This is a genomic window from Falsihalocynthiibacter sp. CO-5D18 (genome assembly GCF_041205445.1).
In the GTDB taxonomy this organism is placed as follows: Bacteria; Pseudomonadota; Alphaproteobacteria; order Rhodobacterales; family Rhodobacteraceae; genus Falsihalocynthiibacter; species Falsihalocynthiibacter arcticus.
This window is the reverse complement of sequence record NZ_JBGFCF010000012.1, coordinates 23,836-45,663: the sequence shown is the minus strand read 5'-3', so window position 1 is coordinate 45,663 and position 21,828 is coordinate 23,836. Positions and strand designations below refer to the sequence as shown.

Here is a 21,828-nt window from a genome sequence, read left to right as displayed (position 1 = left end):
TGCCCCTTAAAATTAATGCGTGCCTTCGTAGGCTTCTTCACCCGCGCCAAGCGAGTCACGGTCGAGGTATTTCCCATCACTTTCGGGTCCTTCTTTGCGCTCAAGATAGGAGCGGTAGAAAAACGCGATTGCTTGGAGGAAAACCATACCGGTAAAGGCGACGATAAGGATTTTGAACAAGAAATAGCCGTTGAACCCGTTGGGCGAGAACCCGATGGTTTCGACGTTCCACTTGAGGATTTTGGCTTTCCTCGAGAGCAATTCGATGGTGTCGGTCGCCGAGACTTTCGGGGTCACGAGGTGACGCCACAAGAAGAACCATGCGTACATCCAAACCAGAACCGCGACGGGCATCATAAAGAAAATCGACCCGAACATATCAATTGCGCGTTTAGCGCGGAAACTCACGGCCGAATAGACAAGGTCCACACGTACGTGGCCGCCCTGAACAAAGGTGTAAGACGCACAAAGAGCCACGACCAAAGCATTGTAAAATTTCAACTCTTCGGCCCACCAACTGATGTCGAGGGCCAGTGCGGGACCAAAGCCAAACGTGATTTGGGCTTGAGTGAAAATCCGTTGCACGAACACGATGATAATCTGTTGCAGAACCATCAAAAGGCCGGCCCAAGCAAAGAACCGACCGACACCGTTAGAGATGCCTTCGAGCACCCGCACACAGCCCCACATGAATTGATTTTTCCACATCCCGAAGGCTGTGAGCACGAGAAAGCCGGTGAAGACCACAAAGAAAAACTCAATCGAGCCACCATAGTAGATGAACCGCATAAGCGATGCTTGGTCCGACCAATCGAGCCACATTTGCGGATGCGTTACCGCAAACCCGAAATTGTAGAACGCCATTAGGATGTTCTGAAAGAACCAGACAATGCCATTAAGCATCGAAGTCCCCCTGTTAATTTAATGTCTATGATAACGCCGCTGGTTGCGGGTCAGATTCGGGTTGGGCCTTCCACGAGATCGCAGAAGGCCCTTCCGATAGTGTTAGTGGGGCAAATTAGCCGTTGCCCAGAACACGGGTCCGTTGGTCTACGTAGAAACCATCCGATTTTTGGATCCAAGAAGACGAAGACGCCAAGGATGTTTCAAAGCTCGCACGGATTTTTTGGAACAATGCGTCATCCATGTTTTCGTCCATAACTTCTTTGGAAGCCGTCCCAAATGCATCCCAAACATCATCAGAGAACTGAAGGGTTTTAACACCCTGCGCCTGAAGACGGGCCAAAGCGGCACCGTTGTTTGCGAGCGTTTCGCTCAAGTTATAGTGTGTTGTGGCTTGTGTTGCATAATCAATGATCGCCTGATGTGTTGGCGACAGGGAGTTATACACGTCAAGGTTCATACCAACCGCAAGGCCGGAACCCGGCTCGTGGAAGCCCGCTGTGTAGTACACTTTGGCAACTTCTTGGAAGCCAGCACGTTCGTCCGCAAACGGACCAACCCACTCAAGACCGTCCAAAGCGCCAGACGACAGAGCTTGGTACAATTCACCACCGGGGATATTTTGAACAGACGCGCCCAATTTACCCAGAACTTTACCACCAAGACCCGGCATACGGAACTTAAGGCCGTTGAGATCTTCTGCGGAGTTAATTTCGGAACGGAACCAACCACCAGATTGCGAACCGGAGTTCCCAGCAAGGAAGGAACGCAGGTTGAAGATTTCACCCAGTTCATTGTGAAGGTCCTGGCCGCCACCGTGAAGGTACCAGTTGGTCAGTTCTTGTGCTGTGGCGCCAAATGGAACCGCAGTGAAGTAAGCATAACCTGGGTGTTGGCCCAAGAAATAATAGTCAGCCGAGTGATAAAGATCAGCTTGGCCCGAAGACACAGCGTCAAACACTTCCAACGCGCCAACAAGCTCGCCCGGTGCTTTTTTCTCGATGATGAGGTCGCCACCCGAAAGGGTGTTAACAGCGTTTTCAAAGTAGCTCGCAGCGTCGTCAAGAACAGCAAAGCCACGTGGCCAAGATGTTACCATTGTCAAAACGCGTGTGCCCTGAGCGAGCGCGGGTGTTGCGAGTGATGCAGCGGCAGCAGCAGAGCCACCAAGTGCAGATGTCCGTAGGAATGAACGGCGATCCATAAAGGTCTCCTCCCCTTTATAATGTCCGACTCTTTGGTCGGGACATTCGTTAATAGTAGGTGCAGACTACTTAGTTAAGGCCACGCCACAATACCCAGTCCTACGCAGACGGTCAGAAAAAATGACCAAAACCAATATTTTGACCTTTTAATCAACATTGATTCCCGCGCATTCCCTTGAAAGGGTGTTTGACCATCACGCGACTTGGCCTCATTCTCTATCTCACGTGCGAGGTGACTCGCCGCTTAATTAGGATAACTGCCCCCGTTGCGACCCCCGCGTTTCCAAAAACTGTCAGCTTTCGTAAATGGCCTCTCATTTGGCTATGGGCAAAAGCTGTTTATGTTGGCCACCCTGCCCCTTATTCTCGCGACGGCGGCGATTGCAGTTGTGGTAACCAACCAGTCCCGTGAACTGGCGGAATACGAGATAGCACAGTTGGAACGCGAACTGATTGAAGCCAAGAAGTCCGAATTGAAAAATTATGTAAACCTCGCCCGCTCCGCATTCTTCTTTATCTACGGTCGCGCCGCGCCCGACGATTATCAGGCAAAACTGCGGGTCACCCAAATCCTTTCGGCGATGACTTATGGCGACGATGGCAGCTATTTTGTGTTCGACTACGACGGAAATAACCTCGTCTCACCACGCCAAACCTATCTAATCGGGCGCAATTGGGCGGGACTGACAGACCCCGAAGGCACCCCCATTGTCGACGCGTTGATCTCACTGGCGCGCACGGGCGCGGGGTATCACACCTATACGTGGGAAAAACCCTCCACTGGCGAAACCAGCCAGATGATCACCTATGTGATTGGGCTGCAAAACTGGCGGTGGGCCGTGGGCACAGGCGTTTTCATTGACGATGTGGTCAAAACAACCGAAGAAGCCCGCGCACAGGTCGGCGACCGAATTCGCCAGACCTTTCTCTATATCGGGGCGATCACCCTTGGCGCCCTCCTTTTGGTGTTTTTATCAGGATTGACCCTCAATATTCGCGAACGCCGTTTGGCCGATGTGAAGCTTAAAAAGCTCACCCAACGGGTGTTTGACACCCAAGAAGAAGAGCGCGGCCGTGTGGCGCGCGAATTGCATGACTCCATTAGTCAAATCCTTGTTGGTGTGCGCTATGCGCTGGAACTGACCCGTCGCCGCATGAATAACGGTGATCCCGATGCCGCCGACAGCCTCGATAAGGGCGTGTCGCACCTTAACGGCGCGATCCAAGAAGTCCGCCGAATTAGTCGTGATCTGCGCCCCGGTATGCTAGATGATCTTGGCCTAGGTCCCGCGCTGCAATCTTTGATTAAAGACTTCAGTCTGCGCACCGGTATCAAAACCCAGATCGAAACCGCTGTTTTTCGCAACCGCCTCGACCAAGAAAGCAAAATCGCGCTTTACCGTATCGCCCAGGAAGCCCTGACAAATATTGAGCGACATGCGGGGGCTACGCATGTTAGCCTACGCGTAGGTGGCCATAAAAACGGTGCTTCTCTCGTGATCTCCGATAATGGCCAAGGGATCCCAGAAGCGCGCAAGGACCGAGTTGAAAACGGTATCGGCCTGCGTAATATGCAAGAACGTGTGGATCAACTTGATGGCACCTTTATGATGAATTCAACCAGCGATGGCACAACGATCGAAGTGCAAGTGCCCTTTAGCCACCTATTGCCCCCAGACCGATAATCCTAGGAGTCCAAATGAGCGACACGCCCCAAGTTACACCCACGCGCGTTTTGATTGTCGACGATCACCCGATGGTCGCGGAGGGCATTCAGTCTATTCTTGAGACCTATGACGATATTACGGTTGTAGGCTGCCTGAGCAATGGGCGAGAAGTTATTGAGAAAATTGATGAATTCTCGCCAGACGTCATCCTGCTTGATCTTAATATGCCCGAGGTAAACGGGCTATCCGCCACCGAAATCCTACTGGAAACGCACCCGAACACCCGCATTTTGATCCTGTCGATGCACGACACGCCCGAGTATATTTCGACCGCGCTCTCTGCGGGGGCAAAAGGCTATATTCTCAAGGATGTCCCGACCGAAGAAATCAAAGTCGCCATAGATACGGTGATGGCAGGTAACCAGTATCTTTGCCCCGGTGCAACATCGTCAATTGAGCCTAAAACCACCGATGGCCGCGTCCCCCTTACGAGTCGCGAGCAAACGATCCTGTTGGAATTGGCCCAAGGGCGCAGTAACAAAGAGGTCGCGATCAGCTTGGATATTTCCGTGCGCACTGTTGAAACGCATCGCAAGAATATCAAACGAAAACTGGGGATTAGTTCGACCGCTGGCCTGACGCGCTACGCCATGGAGCAAGGCGTCCTGCAAGGGACAGGCGTGCCGTTCTAAGCTTTTTCAACGCTTAAAACGGCTGTCATTCCGTTGCGGACCAAAAAATACCATGTGTGCACCATAACTTTTTGAGGTCGCGAGTTTCGTTAATGGAGCCTTCATCATAACGAAATAGATTGTGGAAAACGTATGCAGTTAGGATGCCACCCTTATGTCGATCTCGCAAAAATTTTCGCCCCCAAACGCCTCGAAAATAACGTCCTATTCTGATGGGTCTCGGTCCAAGAAGAACGCCGATTCCTTTCAAAAGGATCGCGAAATCTTGGATCAAATTACCCTGACACGCTCGGTGGCTCTGCAAATGAGTCTGCGCGTGATGGCCATCGTTGCCGCGCCATCAAGTAAAGATCGCGACGTGAGTATCGAGGAATTCAACGCTTACCAAGAAAAGTATCTTAAGACGCTTGGGCTTTTGTTTGGCAAAGAAAATATCCTTGACCTTCCCCAAGATAAACTCGACTGGATTAGACAAATCGCCTCACAGGATGGCGAGTTGCGCCAACGTGTTTTGTCGTGCGGAGAACGGATCAAGTCGTTGGGAACGCGTCTTGCGGAAGGGAACATTCCAACCTATCGCGAAGCCTCCCAGTTCTATGAAGCCATTTTTCCCGCTACATATGAAAGTATGAACGTGATTACAGAGGCTCTTTGGGGCGATCTAGAGTTGAAAAAAGGCGACATCGACGGGGCACGTCAGACGCTCACCTCCGCGTTTAACGATATTCGCAAAATTTCCACCTCCATTCGCCTGACAGCCATTAACGCGTCCGTAGAAGCAGCACGGGCTGGAGATGCAGGGCGGGGGTTTTCGGTCATTGCCAGTGAAGTAAAAACCCACGCAGAAGGTATCCAGGCGGCCACAGACAACGCGCAAAGCGTGATTAGCACCCTAATCAACTAACCTCGCCTTACTTAAAATTCCAATTTACCATCGCATTTTGCAACTTTACGCAACTATTTTACATTGCCGCGACACTTTAATCGCGTTTTCGGTGTTGACGCCCCCTTTTCCCGTGATTAATGTCTCTCTACACGCAAAGGAGCTTAGGCAATGTTTTCTATTGTCATTCTAGTCAGAAAGATGCGCATGGGCCGGTAACGGTACACCATTATGGAACCCATGCGCCCTCGGAAATTTCCGGGGGCTTTTTTGTTGCAACACCATACACGCAGATCGCGTGAACATCGGAGAGAAACATGACACGGCAGATGACCGGCGCAGAAATGATTGTTCAAGCCCTTAGGGATCAAGGCGTAGATACCGTCTTTGGCTATCCCGGCGGCGCCGTCCTACCAATCTACGATGCCATTTTTCAACAAAACGACATTCAACATATTCTGGTGCGCCATGAACAGGGCGCGGTTCACGCCGCCGAAGGATATGCGCGCAGCACCGGAAAACCGGGTGTCGTTTTGGTAACGTCCGGCCCTGGGGCCACAAATGCAGTAACCGGTTTGACGGACGCTTTGCTGGATTCCATCCCACTTGTGGTTCTGACCGGCCAAGTGCCGACATTCATGATCGGAACCGACGCGTTTCAAGAGGCCGATACCGTTGGCATCACCCGCCCCTGCACCAAACACAACTGGTTGGTAAAAGACACCGACAAACTCGCAGAAACGTTGCACCAAGCCTTCCATGTCGCGACCAGCGGTCGCCCAGGACCGACGCTTGTAGACATTCCCAAGGACGTTCAATTTGCGACTGGCACTTATACGCCGCCGCAGAAGGCGAAGGTTGATCACTACCAACCCAACCTAAAAGGCGACAAAGAGGCCATTACGGCAATGGTTGAACTGCTCGAAACCGCCAAACGCCCGATCTTCTACACGGGTGGCGGCGTTATCAACTCAGGCCCCGCCGCCAGTCAGCTGCTGCGCGAATGGGTTGCGGCCGCAAACATTCCTGTAACGTCCACCCTCATGGGTCTGGGTGCCTATCCGGCGTCAGGCAAAAATTGGCTCGGCATGTTGGGCATGCACGGGTTGTATGAAGCCAACATGGCGATGCATGATTGCGACGTGATGATCAACATTGGTGCGCGGTTTGATGACAGGATCACCGGCCGTCTCCAATCGTTTAGCCCAAAAAGTACCAAGGTTCACATCGATATTGACCCGAGTTCGATTAACAAAGTGATCCGTGTCGACGTTCCCATTTTAGGCGATATCGGCCATGTGCTCGAGGATGCTTTGAAAATTTGGAAAGCGCGCGGCAGTAAAACAAATGTCGGGGCATTGGCGACTTGGTGGGCACAGATCGACAAATGGCGTGCGAGCAGTTGTCTGACGTACAAAAATTCTGAAACCATCATCAAGCCGCAATATGCGCTGCAACGCCTTGAAGCGCTTACAAAAAAATATGACCGCTATATCACCACCGAAGTTGGTCAGCACCAAATGTGGGCCGCACAATTCCTTGGATTCGAGGATCCAAACCGTTGGATGACCTCCGGCGGATTGGGCACGATGGGCTATGGTTTACCAGCGTCAGTTGGCGTGCAGGTAGCGCATCCCGATAGTCTGGTGATTAACGTCGCGGGCGAAGCGAGTTGGTTGATGAATATGCAAGAGATGGGAACCGCAATTCAATATCGCCTGCCCGTCAAACAGTTCATCCTCAACAATGAGCGTTTGGGCATGGTTCGCCAGTGGCAGGAATTGCTGCATGGCGAACGGTATAGTCACTCATGGAGTGAAAGCTTGCCGGACTTTGTGAAGCTGGCCGAAGCCTTCGGGGGCAAGGGTATTCGCTGCTCCGATCCTGCGGATTTGGACGAAGCGATCATGGAAATGTTGGCCTATGACGGGCCCGTTATTTTCGATTGTATGGTCGAGAAGCACGAAAACTGTTTCCCTATGATTCCGTCTGGTGCCGCGCACAATGAAATGTTGATGGGTGATGCTGACACGCAAAATGCTATTGGAAACACTGGCGCGGTTCTCGTTTAAGAAAGGTCGATAAATGTCTGTTCTAAAGATTAAAAAAGGCGCATCCAAGCACTCGGCTTATGACTTAAAAGACCCGAATGCTGATGTCATAGAAACGCATACTCTAGCTTGTGTTGTTGAAAACGAGGCGGGTGTTTTGGCGCGGGTCATCGGCTTGTTTTCGGGGCGTGGATATAACATCGACAGCCTCACAGTGGCCGAAGTTAACCACGAGTTTCACCGCTCGCGGATCACGATTGTCACCTCGGGAACCCCGCAGGTCATCGAGCAAATCAAAGCGCAACTTGGCCGTATCGTACCCGTTTACCGTGTCAATGATTTGACAGTCGAAGGCCCGAGTGTTGAGCGCGAATTGGCGCTTTTCAAAGTGGCTGGAAATGGCGAAAAACGTGTTGAAGCCTTACGTTTGGCCGATATTTTTCGTGCCAATGTCGTTGACAGCACGCTCGACAGTTTCATTTTTGAGATGACCGGCACAAGTGAAAAAATTGACGCTTTTGCAGAGCTAATGCGCCCGCTTGGGTTGGTTGAAACTGCGCGTACGGGTGTTGCCGCCCTTGCACGTGGCGGGGAAAAATAAGCTGGCTTTTTTAAACTCTTTAAACAAAAAACAGCCGCGTTTTTAAAGATTTGAAACATTAGAAAGCCGAGGTTTTATCCTCGGCTTTTTGCATTTTCCTCGAATTCACACTCGTGGAAAGGAAAAAGGGGAGCCCAAAGGCTCCCCGAGTTTCGCTTATCAGGCTCATCATTCGTACCGCCCGGTATTCTGCCTGCGGCCTGATCCGCGTCAAGGGCGAGCGCACCCGCCCCGGAATTCCCCCGACCCGAAGGTCGAGGAGGTTTTCTAGCTACACCCAGATGTTCCGCCACAGGTGTTGCATTTCATACAGGTGCCATTGCGCACCAGTGTGTAGTTTCCGCAATCACCACAGGGATCGCCCTCGTAGCCTTGCATTTTTGCTTTCGAACGCAGGTCCATTTGGCCCAGGCCGGTTGAAACAGTTCCGGACGAAATCGACGTCGTTGTCGCCGTGGAAACCTCTGGAACAAGTGACCTCAACGTGGCGATTGGATCGGCGAAATCGCTCAATGCAGTTGCCCCCGCGCCGCCCTGAAGGACAATTAACTCTTGGGGAAACCGCTTGCGCAAATAGCCTGTAGAGCTGATTTGTTTCAAAACTTCCAAGGACTTGGATGCTGCAGCTTCACTCACAGTTTGTACGTTTGAGACGCCTTCCTGATCGCCACGACCAATGTCGTCAAAGCTTGCGCCCTCTGGTTTGACATGCGCGAGGTCGGTGCGATCCAAGTAGGAAATAGCTAATTCACGGAAGATGTAGTCAAGGATCGAGGTCGCGCTTTTAACGCTGTCGTTGCCTTGAACCATGCCAGCGGGTTCGAATTTCGTAAACGTAAAGGCATCGACGAATTCTTCGAGAGGCACACCATATTGCAGGCCAACCGAGACCGCGATGGCGAAATTATTCATCATTGCGCGAAAGCCGGCGCCCTCTTTGTGCATATCGATAAAGATTTCACCAAGATTGCCGTCTTCATATTCGCCAGTCCGCAGATACACTTTGTGGCCGCCGACATTGGCCTTTTGGGTATAGCCTTTGCGCCGCTGAGGCATCTTTTCGCGGTGGCTTTTGATGATCTCTTTGATGATGATCTTTTCGACAACTTTCTGCGCCAAAACCGCAGCTTTTTCCCGTTGGGAACCGCTTTCAAGAATGTCTTGTGCCTCCTCGTCGTCCTCAACCAAAGCAGAGGCCAAAGGTTGCGACAGTTTGGATCCATCACGGTATAGCGCGTTTGCCTTGATTCCGAGGGACCAGCTCAATTCATAAGCTTTTTGACAGTCCTCAATCGTAGCATCATTCGCCATGTTGATGGTTTTGGAAATAGCACCCGAGATAAAGCTTTGTGCCGCCGCCATCATATAGATGTGGCTGTTAACACTTAGGAAACGCTTACCAATTTTTCCGCAAGGATTGGCGCAATCGAAGATTTCGTAGTGTTCTTCTTTGAGGTGCGGCGCGCCTTCAAGGGTCATTGTTCCGCAAACATGGTCGTTCGCTGCGTCGATTTCCGCCCGCGTGAAGCCAAGGTGGCGCAGCAGATCGAAGCTTGAGTCATTGAGCTTTGCGACTGGAATTCCGAGCGTCTTGGTGCAGAATTCTTCGCCCAAAGTCCATTGGTTAAACACGAACCGGATGTCAAAGGCGCTTGGCAGCGCTGCTTCGATTTTATTCAATTCGGCCTGACCAAAACCGTGCCCAATGAGGGAGGTGTGATTGATGCTTGGGGCGTTGCCGATGCTGGCGTGGCCAACCGCATAGCTGATAATTTCTTCAATGTGCGCCGTGCCATAGCCTTGTTTTTCGAGGGCCGCGGGAACAGATTGGTTGATGATTTTGAAGTAGCCACCACCCGCGAGTTTCTTGAATTTCACCAGCGCGAAATCAGGTTCAATCCCCGTGGTGTCGCAATCCATAACGAGGCCGATGGTGCCCGTCGGCGCAATAACCGAGACCTGCGCGTTGCGATAGCCGTGCTTCTCGCCAAGGCGCAGAGCTTCATCCCAAGCGGAAGTGGCCAAGTCGATTAGGCGCATGTCGGGACAGTTTTTGTGATCGAGCGCGAGGGGTTTGATATCAAGCCCTTCGTAGCCGTTTACCTTGCCATAGGCTGCGGTGCGGTGATTACGGATGACGCGCAGCATATGCTTGGAGTTTTTCTCGTATTTCGAAAACGCGCCCAGTTCGCCCGCCATTTCGGCGGAGGTCGCATAGGCAACCGCCGTCATGATCGCCGTCAAAGCGCCGCAAAGCGCGCGGCCTTCGTCGCTGTCATAGCCAAAGCCCATGTTCATCAGCAAACCGCCGATGTTGGCATAACCAAGGCCCAACGTCCGGAAATCATAGGAGCGTTGCGCGATTTCTTTGGAGGGGAATTGCGCCATGGTGACGGAAATTTCCAACGTGATGGTCCAAAGACGCGTGGCGTGCATATAGTCTTCGGCTTGGAATTCGTCGTCCTTAAGGAAGGTGAGCAAGTTCATCGACGCAAGGTTACAGGCCGTGTCATCGAGAAACATATATTCGGAACAAGGGTTTGAGCCGCGGATCGCACCGTCTTCGGGGCAGGTGTGCCAAGCATTAACGGTGTCGTGGTATTGGATGCCCGGATCGGCACAGGCCCATGCGGCATGGCCAACTTGTTCCCAAAGGTCGCGGGCTTTTATGGTCTTGGTGACAGCGCCGTCGGTGCGGTTGATCAGGTCCCAATCCGTGTCTACTTCGACCGCTTTCAAGAAGGCGTCCGTGACGCGGATCGAGTTGTTTGAATTTTGGCCAGAAACGGAGCTATAGGCTTCGGAATCCCAGTCTGTGTCGTAGGTTGGGAATTCAATGCTATCATAGCCTTGGCGGGCATAATCCAGAACGCGCTTCACATAAGTCTCTGGGATCGCAACTTTTTTCGCGGCCCGCACGGCGTCTTTTAGCGCGTCGTTCTTTTTGGGTTCATAGGCATCTTGGACGGCGCCATCCCAAAGTTTAATTGCCGCGAAGATGGCGTTCAGCTTCTCTTCGTGCATTTTGGAGCCAGCGACTATGGAGGCAACTTTTTGCTCTTCAAGGACCTTCCAGTTGATGAATTCTTCGATATCTGGGTGGTCCGCATCGACGATCACCATTTTGGCCGCGCGACGGGTTGTGCCGCCGGATTTGATCGCCCCTGCGGCGCGGTCGCCGATTTTTAGGAAACCCATGAGGCCAGACGAACTGCCGCCGCCCGAGAGTTTTTCGCCCGCCGACCGGAGGGACGAGAAGTTGGTGCCAGTGCCAGAGCCGTATTTAAACAGACGTGCTTCGCGGACCCAAAGGTCCATGATACCGCCCTCGCCCACCAGATCGTCGGCCACGGATTGGATAAAGCACGCATGCGGTTGCGGATGCTCATAGGCGGAGGTTGAGAGGGTTAATTCGCCCGTTTTATAGTCGACATAATGGTGGCCTTGGCCCGGTCCGTCGATACCGTAGGCCCAGTGCAGGCCCGTGTTAAACCATTGTGGAGAGTTGGGGGCGGCGCGTTGGCTGGCGAGCATATGGCGCATTTCGTCGTAATAGGCGCGCGCATCGGATTCTGCCGAAAAATAGCCACCCTTCCAACCCCAATAGGCCCAAGCCCCGGCCAGACGGTTAAAAACCTGCTTGGCGCTGAGTTCGCTGGTTGTGCGTTCGGATTTAGGAAGTTTTTCGAGCGCCTTTTCATCAGGAACTGAGCGCCAAAGAAACTCGGGGACACCTTTTTCTTTCACTTTTTTCAGAGCAACCGGCACGCCGGCCTTGCGGAAGTATTTTTGGGCAATGACGTCGCTCGCGACTTGGCTCCACTTAGCGGGCACTTCAATGTCTTTGAGTTGGAACACAATTGTACCATCTGGATTCCGAATTTCCGACAGCGTCTCGGTGAATTCTATATCCGCATATGCGTCTTTTCCGGATTTGGTAAATTTGTGTTCGATTTTCATGTCTTTGCCCCGTCGCTGACCCTGCGGTCTCGTTTTAAAGTGCAAACCAAACCCACACACCGTGATGAAGCTTGATCCCAAATTCGTGCTGGTCGGTGAAGAAAAAGGAGTAAAAACCCGCCAATGATCATGCAATCAACGGCGTAAGCGCGATTTGAAAATTTAATTTCGCTCTTAAACTTGTCTCTGTCCCTTTTGCCGCTCTGCCACTAAATCTTGTGGCTTCCCCGACCGGCACCCACAAGGTGGCGTATTTGAAGCCATTTGGTCAACGCAAATATTTGACTTATCCACTGGTTTTTTTCGTTGACCTGAGCGGATTTTCGGGACGGGTGGCCTCATTTTGATTCTAATGGTTAATTTATTTTTTGCCCGCTTATTGAGCCGGTTTTGGAATTGTTCAATAGATCGGCTGAGTTAGGGAATTGGACTGAGAAACTGGGTGAAGTTATCCACAGCAGAGAGTATTAACAGAAGCCTAAATTCGAAAGATGGCCGAAGCGCCCCTCTCGCGATTGATTCCTAAAAAATGATTACCACCTAGGGTAGTTCTCTCTAAAATCTGTTCTAATTTAGTATCACTTTGGGTTTTGAACTCACAGGACGCAAGACGGGGGCACCTTATGGGACCCCCGTTGTGATTCTCGCCGGTGAAACGTTAATGGATCAAACTGGCCAAATAGGTGCCATAGGCATTTTTGCCATAGGTCTTGGCGTGAACGGCCATCATCCCAGCATCAATCCACTTGTTCTCAAACGCAATCTCTTCGGGACATCCCACCTGCATCCCTTGGCGCAATTGTAGGGTCCGCACGAAATTTCCGGCGTCCAGCAGGCTGCCATGGGTGCCTGTATCGAGCCACGCAAACCCACGCCCCATGGTTTCAACCGTCAGCGAGCCGTCCTCAAGGTAGGTCTCAAGGAGGCTGGTGATTTCCAATTCGCCCCGCGCGGAGGGTTGTACTTGATGCGCACGCTTTGGCGCATCCCCATCGAGGAAATACAGGCCCGTCACCGCGTAGTTCGACGGTGGGTTCTTTGGCTTCTCGATGATTTCATTAGCGTTTCCATCCGCGTCAAACCCAACCACACCATAACGCTCCGGATCGGCGACGTGGTAACCAAACACAGTTCCGCCAGAGTTCTTCTCATCGGCGCGCTCCAGAATTTCCGGAAGCCCGTGGCCAAAAAAGATGTTGTCACCAAGCACCAAAGCCGATGGCGCCCCCGCAAGAAAGTCCTCAGCTAGGATATAGGCCTGCGCCAACCCGTCTGGATTTTCTTGCACGATATAGGTCAGCGATAGGCCCCACTGGCTGCCGTCGCCAAGGGTGCGGATAAATTGGTCTTGGTCGTGCGGCGTTGTGATGATCGCAATTTCGCGAATGCCCGCGAGCATCAAAACCGACATCGGATAGTAAATCATCGGCTTATCATAGATCGGTAGAAGTTGTTTCGAGACGCCAACAGTAATGGGGTAAAGGCGCGTGCCGGAACCGCCCGCGAGAATAATGCCCTTACGTTTTGTCATAATTACTGGTCCAATTTATTTAGTGTTTTAGTCAATGAGGCGCGCCAATCTGGGCGCTCAAGGGAGAAAGCGGACAAATCATAACAATTCATCCGCGAGTTTTTCGGCCTTTTTGCGGGGGTCGGATAGGCCGTTGAGGGAATATCCTGAACCGCGCAGGTGATGCCAGTTTGGTGGAAAATTTCCCGCGCAAAATCCGCCCAACTTACGTCGGGGGCCCCCGCGAAATGATAGGTCCCAGATTTTCTTGGGTCCTGCGCTAGTTGTTGAACGATGTCAAAACAGGCCGCCGCGATATCCTGTGCGGCGGTGGGGCCGCCGACCTGATCGGCCACGATGTTTAAGCTGTCGCGTTCCCGTCCAAGGCGCAACATGGACTTCACAAAGTTGCTGCCATGCTCGGAGAAAACCCAACTTGTTCGCAGGATTGCGTGGATCGGATTTGCCGCCCGCACGGCCTCTTCGCCCGCAAGTTTTGTTGCCCCATAGATATTTAGCGGACCGGTGGTGTCCTCTGGCGATCTAGGACTGTCGCCCGCGCCATCAAAAACATAATCCGTCGAAATTTGAACGAAAGGAATATTCAAATCACGACAGGCAACGGCCATCGCCCCTGCCGTTGTCCCGTTGATCGCCTGTGCGATTTCGGGCTCATCCTCAGCCTTGTCCACATTCGTATAGGCCGCAGCGTTGATCACCCCAAGCGGTGCACGGTCCCGAATAATTCGCGCACAGCCTTCTGGATCACTGAGATCGGCCTCGTCCCGCCCAAGGCAAACCACCCCCGCAAGTTTCGACAATTCGCGCCCGACTTGACCCGTTTTGCCAAAAACCAAAATCATGATTTTGTCCCAAGGCGCGCGCCAACCCCGTCGCGGTTTTGCAACGCCGACCACCAGTCTTGATTATCCAAATACCAATCAACGGTTTTGGCGATACCTTCTTCAACGGTCACCGAAGGGCGCCAGTTGAGTTCGGTGCGGATGCGCGTTGGATCAATCGCATAACGCAAATCATGTCCGGGGCGATCGGCAACAAAGCTGATCAAATCGGCATGGGGCGCGTTTGAGGGGCGGCGTTGATCGAGCACCCCGCAAATCATTTTGACGAGATCCAAATTCGTGGCTTCGTTTTCGCCGCCAACATTATAGCTTCGGTTTAGCACGCCCTTTTCCAACACACACAAAAGCGCGTCGGCGTGGTCTTCAACATAGAGCCAGTCGCGGACGTTTTCGCCCGTGCCGTACACAGGGATCGCCTCGCCCGCGAGCGCCTTCAGGATCACCACGGGAACCAGCTTTTCGGGAAAGTGGTACGGGCCGTAATTATTGGAGCAATTGGTCATCACAACGGGCAAACCATAGGTTTCGGCCCATGCGCGCACAAGGTGGTCACTCGCGGCCTTAGACGCTGAATACGGCGAGTTTGGCGCATAGGGCGTGTCTTCGGTGAACTGCCCGTCGGCCCCCAACGAGCCAAAAACCTCATCGGTTGAGATATGGTGAAAACGGAAGCCCTCGGGCTTGCCCGCCCCTTCCCAATAGGCCCGCGCGGCCTCAAGAAGGATATACGTTCCAGTAATATTGGTCTGGATAAACGCCCCAGGTCCGTCGATCGAGCGGTCAACATGGCTCTCGGCGGCAAGATGCATCACAGCGTCGGGCTTATGCGCAACCAGAATGCGATCCATCGCGGCGCGGTCGCAAATATCGGCGTGCTCGAAGGCATAGAGAGGGTTTTCGGATACGCTTGCGACGTTTTCCAAACAGGCCGCGTAGGTCAACGCATCGACATTCACAACTTCATGGCCGCGCGAAACCGCCAAGCGCACAACTGCGGAGCCAATAAAACCTGCGCCGCCCGTAACCAAAATTTTCATGCTCTAACCTTTATATTCAAATGGGCTGTCGAAGGTGCTAAACACCTGTGCAGCCAAGTCTTTTACCGAAAGAACCGGAGCCGCCACATCAAGGGGCCACGTCACGCCACAACTGTCCCACCGCACCGCGCCGTCACATTCGGGCGCGTAATAATCAGTACATTTATAGACAATTTCCGTATCCGGCTCCAAGGTCATGAACCCATGCAAAAAACCCGCCGGTACAAGAAGCTGTTTGCCGTTTTCAAAGCTCAATATTTCGCATGCCCACTGGCCATAGGTCGGCGAGCCTTTGCGAATATCAACGGACACGTCAAACAAGCTACCTTTGCCACAGCGGACCAACTTGTCTTGCGCATGGGGTGGCGCTTGAAAATGCAGCCCGCGCACAGTGCCTGTTTGCGATGAAAGCGAATGATTGTCTTGGACGAAATCATACGCCAACCCCGCCGCCTCGAATGCACGTTTAGAATAGCTTTCGCTAAAAAAGCCGCGATGGTCGCCAAAACGATCTGGCGTGATCACGAGTACACCTGATAAATCGGTTTGAGCAATATCCACGGGGGCCTCTTAGGTCTAAATGATGGTTTTCGCGTCAATACCGCGAAAACACGCGATTGCCCAGCTTTATCAAATCCATATAGAAGCGGCCAGCCTCAAGCGCCAAATGGCAGGACAAACTCAACCGCCGTAAAGTTCAAATGAGGGTAAAGCCGTTTCTCCCGCCCTATTTTATTTCGCGGCCCGCCCACCACAGGCGCTCATCGATCATGAATAGGCTGGCTCTAGCGATTTCTCTACGATCCCCAACGGCAATGAGTAGGACAACGGTGTTATCATTCACCCATTCTTGGACCGAATCTCGGCACGCATCCTTCGAACGTTTAGTCTGCGCATGGCACTCAAGAAATTTCTCCCGATATATGCCTGACATTATCGTTTTATCGCGAGGCACGGCGTCACTGTAAGTCGTGCGATCAAATTCCATCCCATCAACGAATGTGTTTGATAGCGGAACAGTAATACTCCCAGTTTTGTTAGTCAGTGCTATATAAGCCTCATCAATCAGCGGGCCTTCACCGTCTGGCGCCAGAGTTTCAACAAGAAAGCCACATTCACGTACTTCGTTCCAAAGCACATAACGTACTTTGCCTGCCGTTTTAGAAGTTGTGTCCCAAAGAGCGATGTTTCCTTGCGGAGGATTGCCCGGAACATCCGCCAGTCTCAAGCGCGGATACGTGTTTCCACAGGTCTTTTGAATGCCAAATGGAAAGTAGGGCAGCCTTTGTTCCAATTCTGACCTCAAGCCTTCGGTCCCAGGATATAGGTCTGAGACTTCAGAGGGCGCAACGACCTTGAGATCAGGAGTTCCGGTACTGTTTGGCACACAGGCATTCAGCACAGCCACGGCAAGAACTGTCAGGGAGAGCCTAGCCCAAAATCCACCTATCCTAAACATAGCATCCTCCAACAAATTTTCATCCAATACCCGTAAGCTGCGTTAGGTTTCAGCTTCAGCTGTGCGGATGAAGCGAAAGTCTAATGTGAGCTGTGTGAGGAAGCAATCATCTGACTGTTGTCGCGGTCCAACATATGACATTTCCATCTTCCTCATCCAGCCTTTGCCCTGTTTCCACTAAACCGTTTCGAGCAAGGACGATCTGGGAAGCGGTGTTGTCGATACTGCATTCCGCTGTCACTTCTCGAACCCGGTCGTCGTCCCTCGCCCATGTCAAAAGCTCAGCCAATCCACGACTGACTGCGCCTTTCCTTTGACGTGTGGGGGCAATGCCAAATCCGATCTCGAGACGTCCATCTGCGTGTGGCTTCACAACGGAGCAAATGCCCACGACTTCACCATCTTCGACGAACATCCAGGCCGCTGGGACAAAGTCGAGAGCGATGGAAGAAGCGAGTGAGCGCAACATTTCAAGAACGGCCACAGGAGCCACCTGACTATCAGGGAGGCCTAAACCGCGCGGCGAACCGCCTCCAATTATTTGGTGAAAATCGTTATCGTCTATCGCAATTAGCATTCTATTTCTCTCGTTCTCGCACCTTTTGGTGCACGCTTTAGTGAATTGTCCCGTCGTTTAAGACATTCAGAAACGGGGAAGGCTCGCGAAATAACTTTTACAGCGACGCTTCAACATCTAAATTTTGGGGGAAGCGATTTCATTCCCTCCCAAAATGCGCCAGAACCGAAATGTAATGATATATAATTACATTCAACCACTTAGCGTTTAAAATTATCAGGGCACAACGGAAATAAATCAGGAATGTGATAGGCCGCATTTGTCCCCCCTATTTGGATTCAATGTTGCTGAGAAGAGAGCTTTCACGCGCCGGATCACGATCAAAACGCACGACTTCGGCTGTTAGGGGTGCAATCAATCGGGCACCTTTTACCGATAAATAGTCATCATCAGGGTAAAGGTTTACACCTTTCAAAGTGATGAAACACCTTCTTGTATTAGCATCACAGAGCGCGTCTGCGACAGAAACAACCCGTATCCTGTCGTTTCCACGAGCACGTTTTTCAAACAAATTCACGATGGGAGAACTCCGCTCCAAGTATCGCTCATACGATGTCGTCAACTCACCCTCAGGCACCGTTTCTAACATCCGTTGCTTTACTAAAGTCAGAGGTACGTTCCAGCCCGCCTCTGGAATTGGCGCCCCGAGCACGACATTGAGTTGCGCAGACAGTTCATGTATCCGAAGTTCGATAAGTGAATGAACTCTCTTTCTGCTATCCGCACTATCCCATCGCCAAAACGAATGAATGCTATCCTCAAGGGCTTTTTCTACAACTTCTAAACAGCGAAAATTTAATGGCATTTTATAATGCTGGAAGCCAACCAACGGTGCGCAATTTGGATGACTAGCAGTATAAACTGAAGGGGTCCGACACAACTGGACAGCGTGCTCAGGTGTATCCAACACAAGTGAATGGATACACGAATGACGAAGCGACGGGATTTTTCAGACAAGTTTGAGGCTGCTGTGGCGCTAGAGGCGTTGCGCGGGGACAAGACAGCCAAGCGCTAGCTGCATCCTACACAGGTGAGTACGTGGAAACGGCAGGCGATTGAGGGCATGGCAGGCGTCTTCTCAAATAAGGTTAGGAAGGCTGAGAACAAGGATGGTGAGATCAAAGACCTTCACGCAAAGATTGGTCAGCTGGCGCTTCTCGGGGTGCCCCCCCCCTGCCGGCCAACGGGTAGAGAACGATTTTTGTCACAGGGTCTAAAGCAATGTGCCCGTTAGAACGCCGCGAGATGATCCGCCGGTCATCGATCTATTCCATGCCGGTTAGCTTTGCCCCCGCGGCGTGGCGGTTCAGTTTGTGCCGATTGCGGTTTTGGTGGTTTTGACGGGGAGACGCGGAACATTGGAGGAGCTTGCCGAGCTTGTGGCGCCGCAGTTTCATGCGAAACCTAATCGAGTGAATTTTGTGGTAAGTCGTGGAGGGAGGAGCTTGGGTGTTTTGCATACTGGTCAATCTGGTCGTATTGTAGACTAATCTTGGTACATCTTCTTCATTTCATCGGAAAACTCTACGTCCTAAAATCTTAAGTAACCTGGTGCGCGGGGCGGATTTAGTGTGATTTTCGGATTACTGTCCAACACAGATCTATCTTGCAAGAACGGTGCAGGTCTTCGGCCTGTTGCCCGAAGCCGATCATGGTAAGAACTGCTAATCTTAAGACCATCCGTTAAACTGCTTAAGAAATTTCTTGGTGGTCTTCGTATTCCCACATTCCAAACCGCGCTAGTCTATGTGCAACTTCGTCCCAGCCTTTGCCTGTCGTTTCCGCGCATAGTTTTTCGATCATAGACCTAATCTTTTCCCAATAGTATTCTGCAACCACAAGCATGTGTCTACCGAATACCCCAAAATCCCCAAAATCTTGGTTGATTGACTTGGAAGCTATCCATTGTGGTGTACAAACGAAAAAGGTGAAATTATCAAAAGAGCTGCCTTTCTCTGGCCCAATCGAAGCTTCAATGTTGAAACCGAACGTATCTTCGATATCTGGCCAATATGTGCGTTCATCGATATCTATCGATGCAAGTGATTTGAGTTCGGCTTTCACATTTATATTCCTATTCGGATACGTCGAGGTGCGCATTTGATCTTACGATCCATTTCCCCTTAATAAGTACCCTTGTCTCAAAATTTACTTGAAGGCCAGTGTTAGTAAACGGACTATCCTTTGGGATTGGGGAGCAGAAAGTCCTCATTTTGTCCGCACTCACGAGTGTTCTAATGTCACTTGCAACTCGATAACCTGGCCCAACCCACGCCTGCCCATTTTCAGCCGCTTCTGCTCTTGTGGCACTACCGGCCAATGTAAGGTTACCTTGCCCTAGTTGGGAAGCTTCACGCAATACCCCTTGTTTTTGGGTAGAAGTCAGTGCCCTATTTGCAGCTTTTTTAATTGCAGAGTTTCCAATCGTTTTTGTCACGCTCATGATTGCTTGCAGTGTTTTAGTGATGAAGCCCAGACCAACTTCTACTACCGCGAAACCAAAACCCGCCACACTGCCGACGTAGCGGCCGTCCTCATTTGCCCTTGTCATGTCCGCGGAGCGTTGCATCCTTGGAACCACAACTTTCGCAACATCTGCAGTCTTATTTGCAATTGTGTTTGCTCTTTCTGCCGTACCTGACAACCCATCTAAATCTCCGTTGAAAACAAATTCACCAATTCCTGCACCTATGTTGACGGCTTGGTCGAACCACCCAATTTCATTCCCATTTGGATCGATTTTATTAGTCGGATCGTTAAAGCTATACGAATACCGATTGGTCCCCACACCTGGCAGCGTAGGATCAAATCAGTCTGGCTGGATGAACATGGCAAGTTCGGGGGCGTAGTATCTGGCGTTGAGATATTGCAGGCCGGCGTCGGCATCAAAGCGTTCGCAGATGAAGCCTTTGGTTTCCGCGGGATCGAGGGAAGCGACAATATCGTCGGCTTCACCAATGGGTGCATAGATCGATCGTTTGGCAATGCTGCCCGTGCTATCCGTCACAAGGCGCACGGAGGCGAGTTGATTGCCGTGCATATAGCTGACCTTGGCGCCGGTTTGGCCCGTTTTATAGGAGAGGCGGACGCCACTGAGGGGGCGAGGATGGTTTCCGTTGTCCCCGACTTGCGCAGCTCCACGCCGCCAAAATAGAAGGTCACTTCGCCGCCCACCATTTTGGATAAGCGCGTGCCGTCGGCTGCATATTTATAGGCCGTTGTGACGCCATCCATGGTGACCGATTTGGGCCGGTTCTCGCCATCGCAGGTCATGGTTTTGCCATGCAGACCCTGCTTCATGTTGCCATTCGCATCATTGGTGAAGGTCTCAAGGTCAACTTTATGAGGTGCGTTATGCGACTGCTAAGTGCCACACAGAGAAGCGCGGGCATTCATCGGGGAATAGTTAAAACTCTGGCGGTAAATCAAGTGATCCGCTTCAATCGTGGCTGCGGAAAAACTGCTTTTAATATCACAATCACAGCTCAAAGCAGACCGTCGCCGCCAAGTTCAGCAAGGTCGGCTACGGGCCGTTAGCGACATTGATGGGGGAATGATTTGGCCCAATTTCAGCACCAGACTTCGGCTCTTTCTTCCGGAGGCTGGCCCTTATGGAAAGCTCGCCTCATTCTATTAATGGAAAAATCTGGTGAGAGAAACGCGAGGTTCGCTTATACAGCTAGACCATACTAATGCGCAGCACCATGAAGGGCGGCGACTCCGCTTCGGATATCTCTCTTGCGCGCCTTCAATCGAAGTAGCGTACCAACGGGGTGCTGGCGCGAAATATCTCGATCAGCAAATCTATTACTTCGTCGTCGAGTAGGAGCGCGTCCGACAGGTCTTTGCGGCATCCAAGGCCGACCATTTTCAAATAGGGTTCAGCGGGACCGCTACTCTCAAAGCCGTCCGGCACAGCGCCCAACGTCTTTCGTGTGATCACTCCCTCTGGGAAAGTCTTCTTGAACGCAGCGTCGGCCAAGACGTCAGTCAGGCCTTCCGGATCATCGACCAAACGGGATCGCATCCGTGTGAGCGCTGGCTTAGAGGGTTGAAAAAGCGCGGCACCTGCGTGGCAGTTTCCTGGCTCAATGTGGAGATAGTATCCGAAGTCTTCCGAGGGATGACCTGCGTTGGCAAAAACATCCACACCAGAGCGGTACAGATCACGCCCAATGCGGTCGCGCGGCTCTTGGAATAATTTGGTGTAGCTTTGTTTGGGTTTACAAACCGCCTCCGCAACGAAGGGATCAAAGCGATGCGCGTAGTCGTGCAGTGTCATGGCAATGCCTGCGAAATTGCGCAGGGCGTCATCGCGCGCGTCGCGGTGGGCATCCAGCCAGACTTTGCGGTTGTTCTGTCCGAGATCCGTTAGGAACGTAAATGTTTCTGGCTCAACCATGGGTGTACCTCCAATTCC

General features: G+C 51.9%; 20 protein-coding genes. 5 read left to right on the top strand and 15 right to left on the bottom strand.

All coding sequences use genetic code 11. The features are described from left to right. Window positions 1-12: 12 nt before the first annotated feature. Together AB9F27_RS15490 and AB9F27_RS15485 are read right to left on the bottom strand one after the other, a co-directional pair. Window positions 13-903 carry a TRAP transporter small permease subunit gene (locus AB9F27_RS15490; protein WP_052275122.1) on the bottom strand — a complete coding sequence of 297 codons (891 nt, stop codon included), beginning with the start codon at window positions 901-903 and terminating at the stop codon, window positions 13-15. 115 nt (window positions 904-1,018) lie between these two features. Next, window positions 1,019-2,107: a TRAP transporter substrate-binding protein gene (locus tag AB9F27_RS15485; RefSeq protein ID WP_335586526.1), complete on the bottom strand. Its 1,089-nt coding sequence runs from the start codon at window positions 2,105-2,107 to the stop codon at window positions 1,019-1,021. A 342-nt stretch (window positions 2,108-2,449) separates the two neighbouring features. Here AB9F27_RS15485 and AB9F27_RS15480 point away from each other — a divergent pair, with 342 nt between their 5' ends. The 5 genes from AB9F27_RS15480 (at window position 2,450) to ilvN (ending at window position 8,002) form a co-directional block, all read left to right on the top strand. Then, window positions 2,450-3,793, top strand: a complete 1,344-nt coding sequence (locus tag AB9F27_RS15480) for a cache domain-containing protein (protein ID WP_335586525.1) — start codon at window positions 2,450-2,452, stop codon at window positions 3,791-3,793. A gap of 14 nt (window positions 3,794-3,807) precedes the next feature. Continuing rightward, window positions 3,808-4,467 (top strand): response regulator transcription factor, encoded by a 660-nt coding sequence (locus AB9F27_RS15475; protein ID WP_335586524.1) that lies wholly within the window; start codon window positions 3,808-3,810, stop codon window positions 4,465-4,467. A gap of 154 nt (window positions 4,468-4,621) precedes the next feature. Beyond that, window positions 4,622-5,371 (top strand): methyl-accepting chemotaxis protein, encoded by a 750-nt coding sequence (locus tag AB9F27_RS15470; RefSeq protein ID WP_335586523.1) that lies wholly within the window; start codon window positions 4,622-4,624, stop codon window positions 5,369-5,371. A 296-nt stretch (window positions 5,372-5,667) separates the two neighbouring features. Next, on the top strand, window positions 5,668-7,422 hold the full coding sequence (locus AB9F27_RS15465; protein WP_335586522.1) for an acetolactate synthase 3 large subunit: 1,755 nt from the start codon (window positions 5,668-5,670) through the stop codon (window positions 7,420-7,422). Between the two features lie 13 nt (window positions 7,423-7,435). Next, complete coding sequence (gene ilvN / locus AB9F27_RS15460) at window positions 7,436-8,002, top strand: acetolactate synthase small subunit (protein ID WP_039004343.1); 567 nt, start codon at window positions 7,436-7,438, stop codon at window positions 8,000-8,002. Between the two features lie 267 nt (window positions 8,003-8,269). On the opposite strand, the gene AB9F27_RS15455 is transcribed toward ilvN, so the two are convergent. From AB9F27_RS15455 to AB9F27_RS15395, 13 genes are all read right to left on the bottom strand, one after another. Next, a complete protein-coding gene (locus AB9F27_RS15455) occupies window positions 8,270-11,962 on the bottom strand; it encodes a vitamin B12-dependent ribonucleotide reductase (protein WP_335586521.1) in 3,693 nt (1,230 codons plus the stop codon). Window positions 11,963-12,620: 658 nt separating this feature from the next. Then, window positions 12,621-13,493 (bottom strand): glucose-1-phosphate thymidylyltransferase RfbA, encoded by an 873-nt coding sequence (rfbA, locus tag AB9F27_RS15450; RefSeq protein ID WP_335586520.1) that lies wholly within the window; start codon window positions 13,491-13,493, stop codon window positions 12,621-12,623. A gap of 2 nt (window positions 13,494-13,495) precedes the next feature. Next, a complete protein-coding gene (gene rfbD, locus AB9F27_RS15445; protein WP_335586519.1) occupies window positions 13,496-14,335 on the bottom strand; it encodes a dTDP-4-dehydrorhamnose reductase in 840 nt (279 codons plus the stop codon). Beyond that, window positions 14,332-15,372 carry a dTDP-glucose 4,6-dehydratase gene (gene rfbB / locus AB9F27_RS15440; protein ID WP_335586518.1) on the bottom strand — a complete coding sequence of 347 codons (1,041 nt, stop codon included), beginning with the start codon at window positions 15,370-15,372 and terminating at the stop codon, window positions 14,332-14,334. The genes rfbD and rfbB overlap by 4 nt, the downstream gene beginning before the upstream one ends. A gap of 3 nt (window positions 15,373-15,375) precedes the next feature. Then, window positions 15,376-15,933 carry a dTDP-4-dehydrorhamnose 3,5-epimerase gene (gene rfbC / locus AB9F27_RS15435; RefSeq protein WP_335586517.1) on the bottom strand — a complete coding sequence of 186 codons (558 nt, stop codon included), beginning with the start codon at window positions 15,931-15,933 and terminating at the stop codon, window positions 15,376-15,378. A 166-nt stretch (window positions 15,934-16,099) separates the two neighbouring features. After that, window positions 16,100-16,831, bottom strand: coding sequence for a hypothetical protein (locus AB9F27_RS15430; protein WP_369757918.1), 732 nt, complete (start codon window positions 16,829-16,831; stop codon window positions 16,100-16,102). A gap of 106 nt (window positions 16,832-16,937) precedes the next feature. Beyond that, window positions 16,938-17,408, bottom strand: a complete 471-nt coding sequence (locus AB9F27_RS15425) for a GNAT family N-acetyltransferase (RefSeq protein ID WP_335586515.1) — start codon at window positions 17,406-17,408, stop codon at window positions 16,938-16,940. A 268-nt stretch (window positions 17,409-17,676) separates the two neighbouring features. Further along, window positions 17,677-18,318, bottom strand: coding sequence for an SGNH hydrolase domain-containing protein (locus tag AB9F27_RS15420; protein WP_335586514.1), 642 nt, complete (start codon window positions 18,316-18,318; stop codon window positions 17,677-17,679). 782 nt (window positions 18,319-19,100) lie between these two features. Further along, window positions 19,101-19,472: an Imm8 family immunity protein gene (locus AB9F27_RS15415; protein ID WP_335586614.1), complete on the bottom strand. Its 372-nt coding sequence runs from the start codon at window positions 19,470-19,472 to the stop codon at window positions 19,101-19,103. A gap of 10 nt (window positions 19,473-19,482) precedes the next feature. Further along, window positions 19,483-20,196 carry a hypothetical protein gene (locus AB9F27_RS15410; RefSeq protein WP_335586615.1) on the bottom strand — a complete coding sequence of 238 codons (714 nt, stop codon included), beginning with the start codon at window positions 20,194-20,196 and terminating at the stop codon, window positions 19,483-19,485. A gap of 21 nt (window positions 20,197-20,217) precedes the next feature. Next, window positions 20,218-20,448, bottom strand: coding sequence for a hypothetical protein (locus AB9F27_RS15405; protein ID WP_335586616.1), 231 nt, complete (start codon window positions 20,446-20,448; stop codon window positions 20,218-20,220). Continuing rightward, the gene (locus AB9F27_RS15400) at window positions 20,412-20,708 is read right to left on the bottom strand and encodes a hypothetical protein (RefSeq protein WP_335586617.1); all 297 of its coding nucleotides are present in this window, start codon (window positions 20,706-20,708) and stop codon (window positions 20,412-20,414) included. The genes AB9F27_RS15405 and AB9F27_RS15400 overlap by 37 nt, the downstream gene beginning before the upstream one ends. 448 nt (window positions 20,709-21,156) lie before the next feature. After that, window positions 21,157-21,810 carry a DUF2461 family protein gene (locus tag AB9F27_RS15395; protein WP_335586618.1) on the bottom strand — a complete coding sequence of 218 codons (654 nt, stop codon included), beginning with the start codon at window positions 21,808-21,810 and terminating at the stop codon, window positions 21,157-21,159. Window positions 21,811-21,828 lie beyond the last annotated feature (18 nt).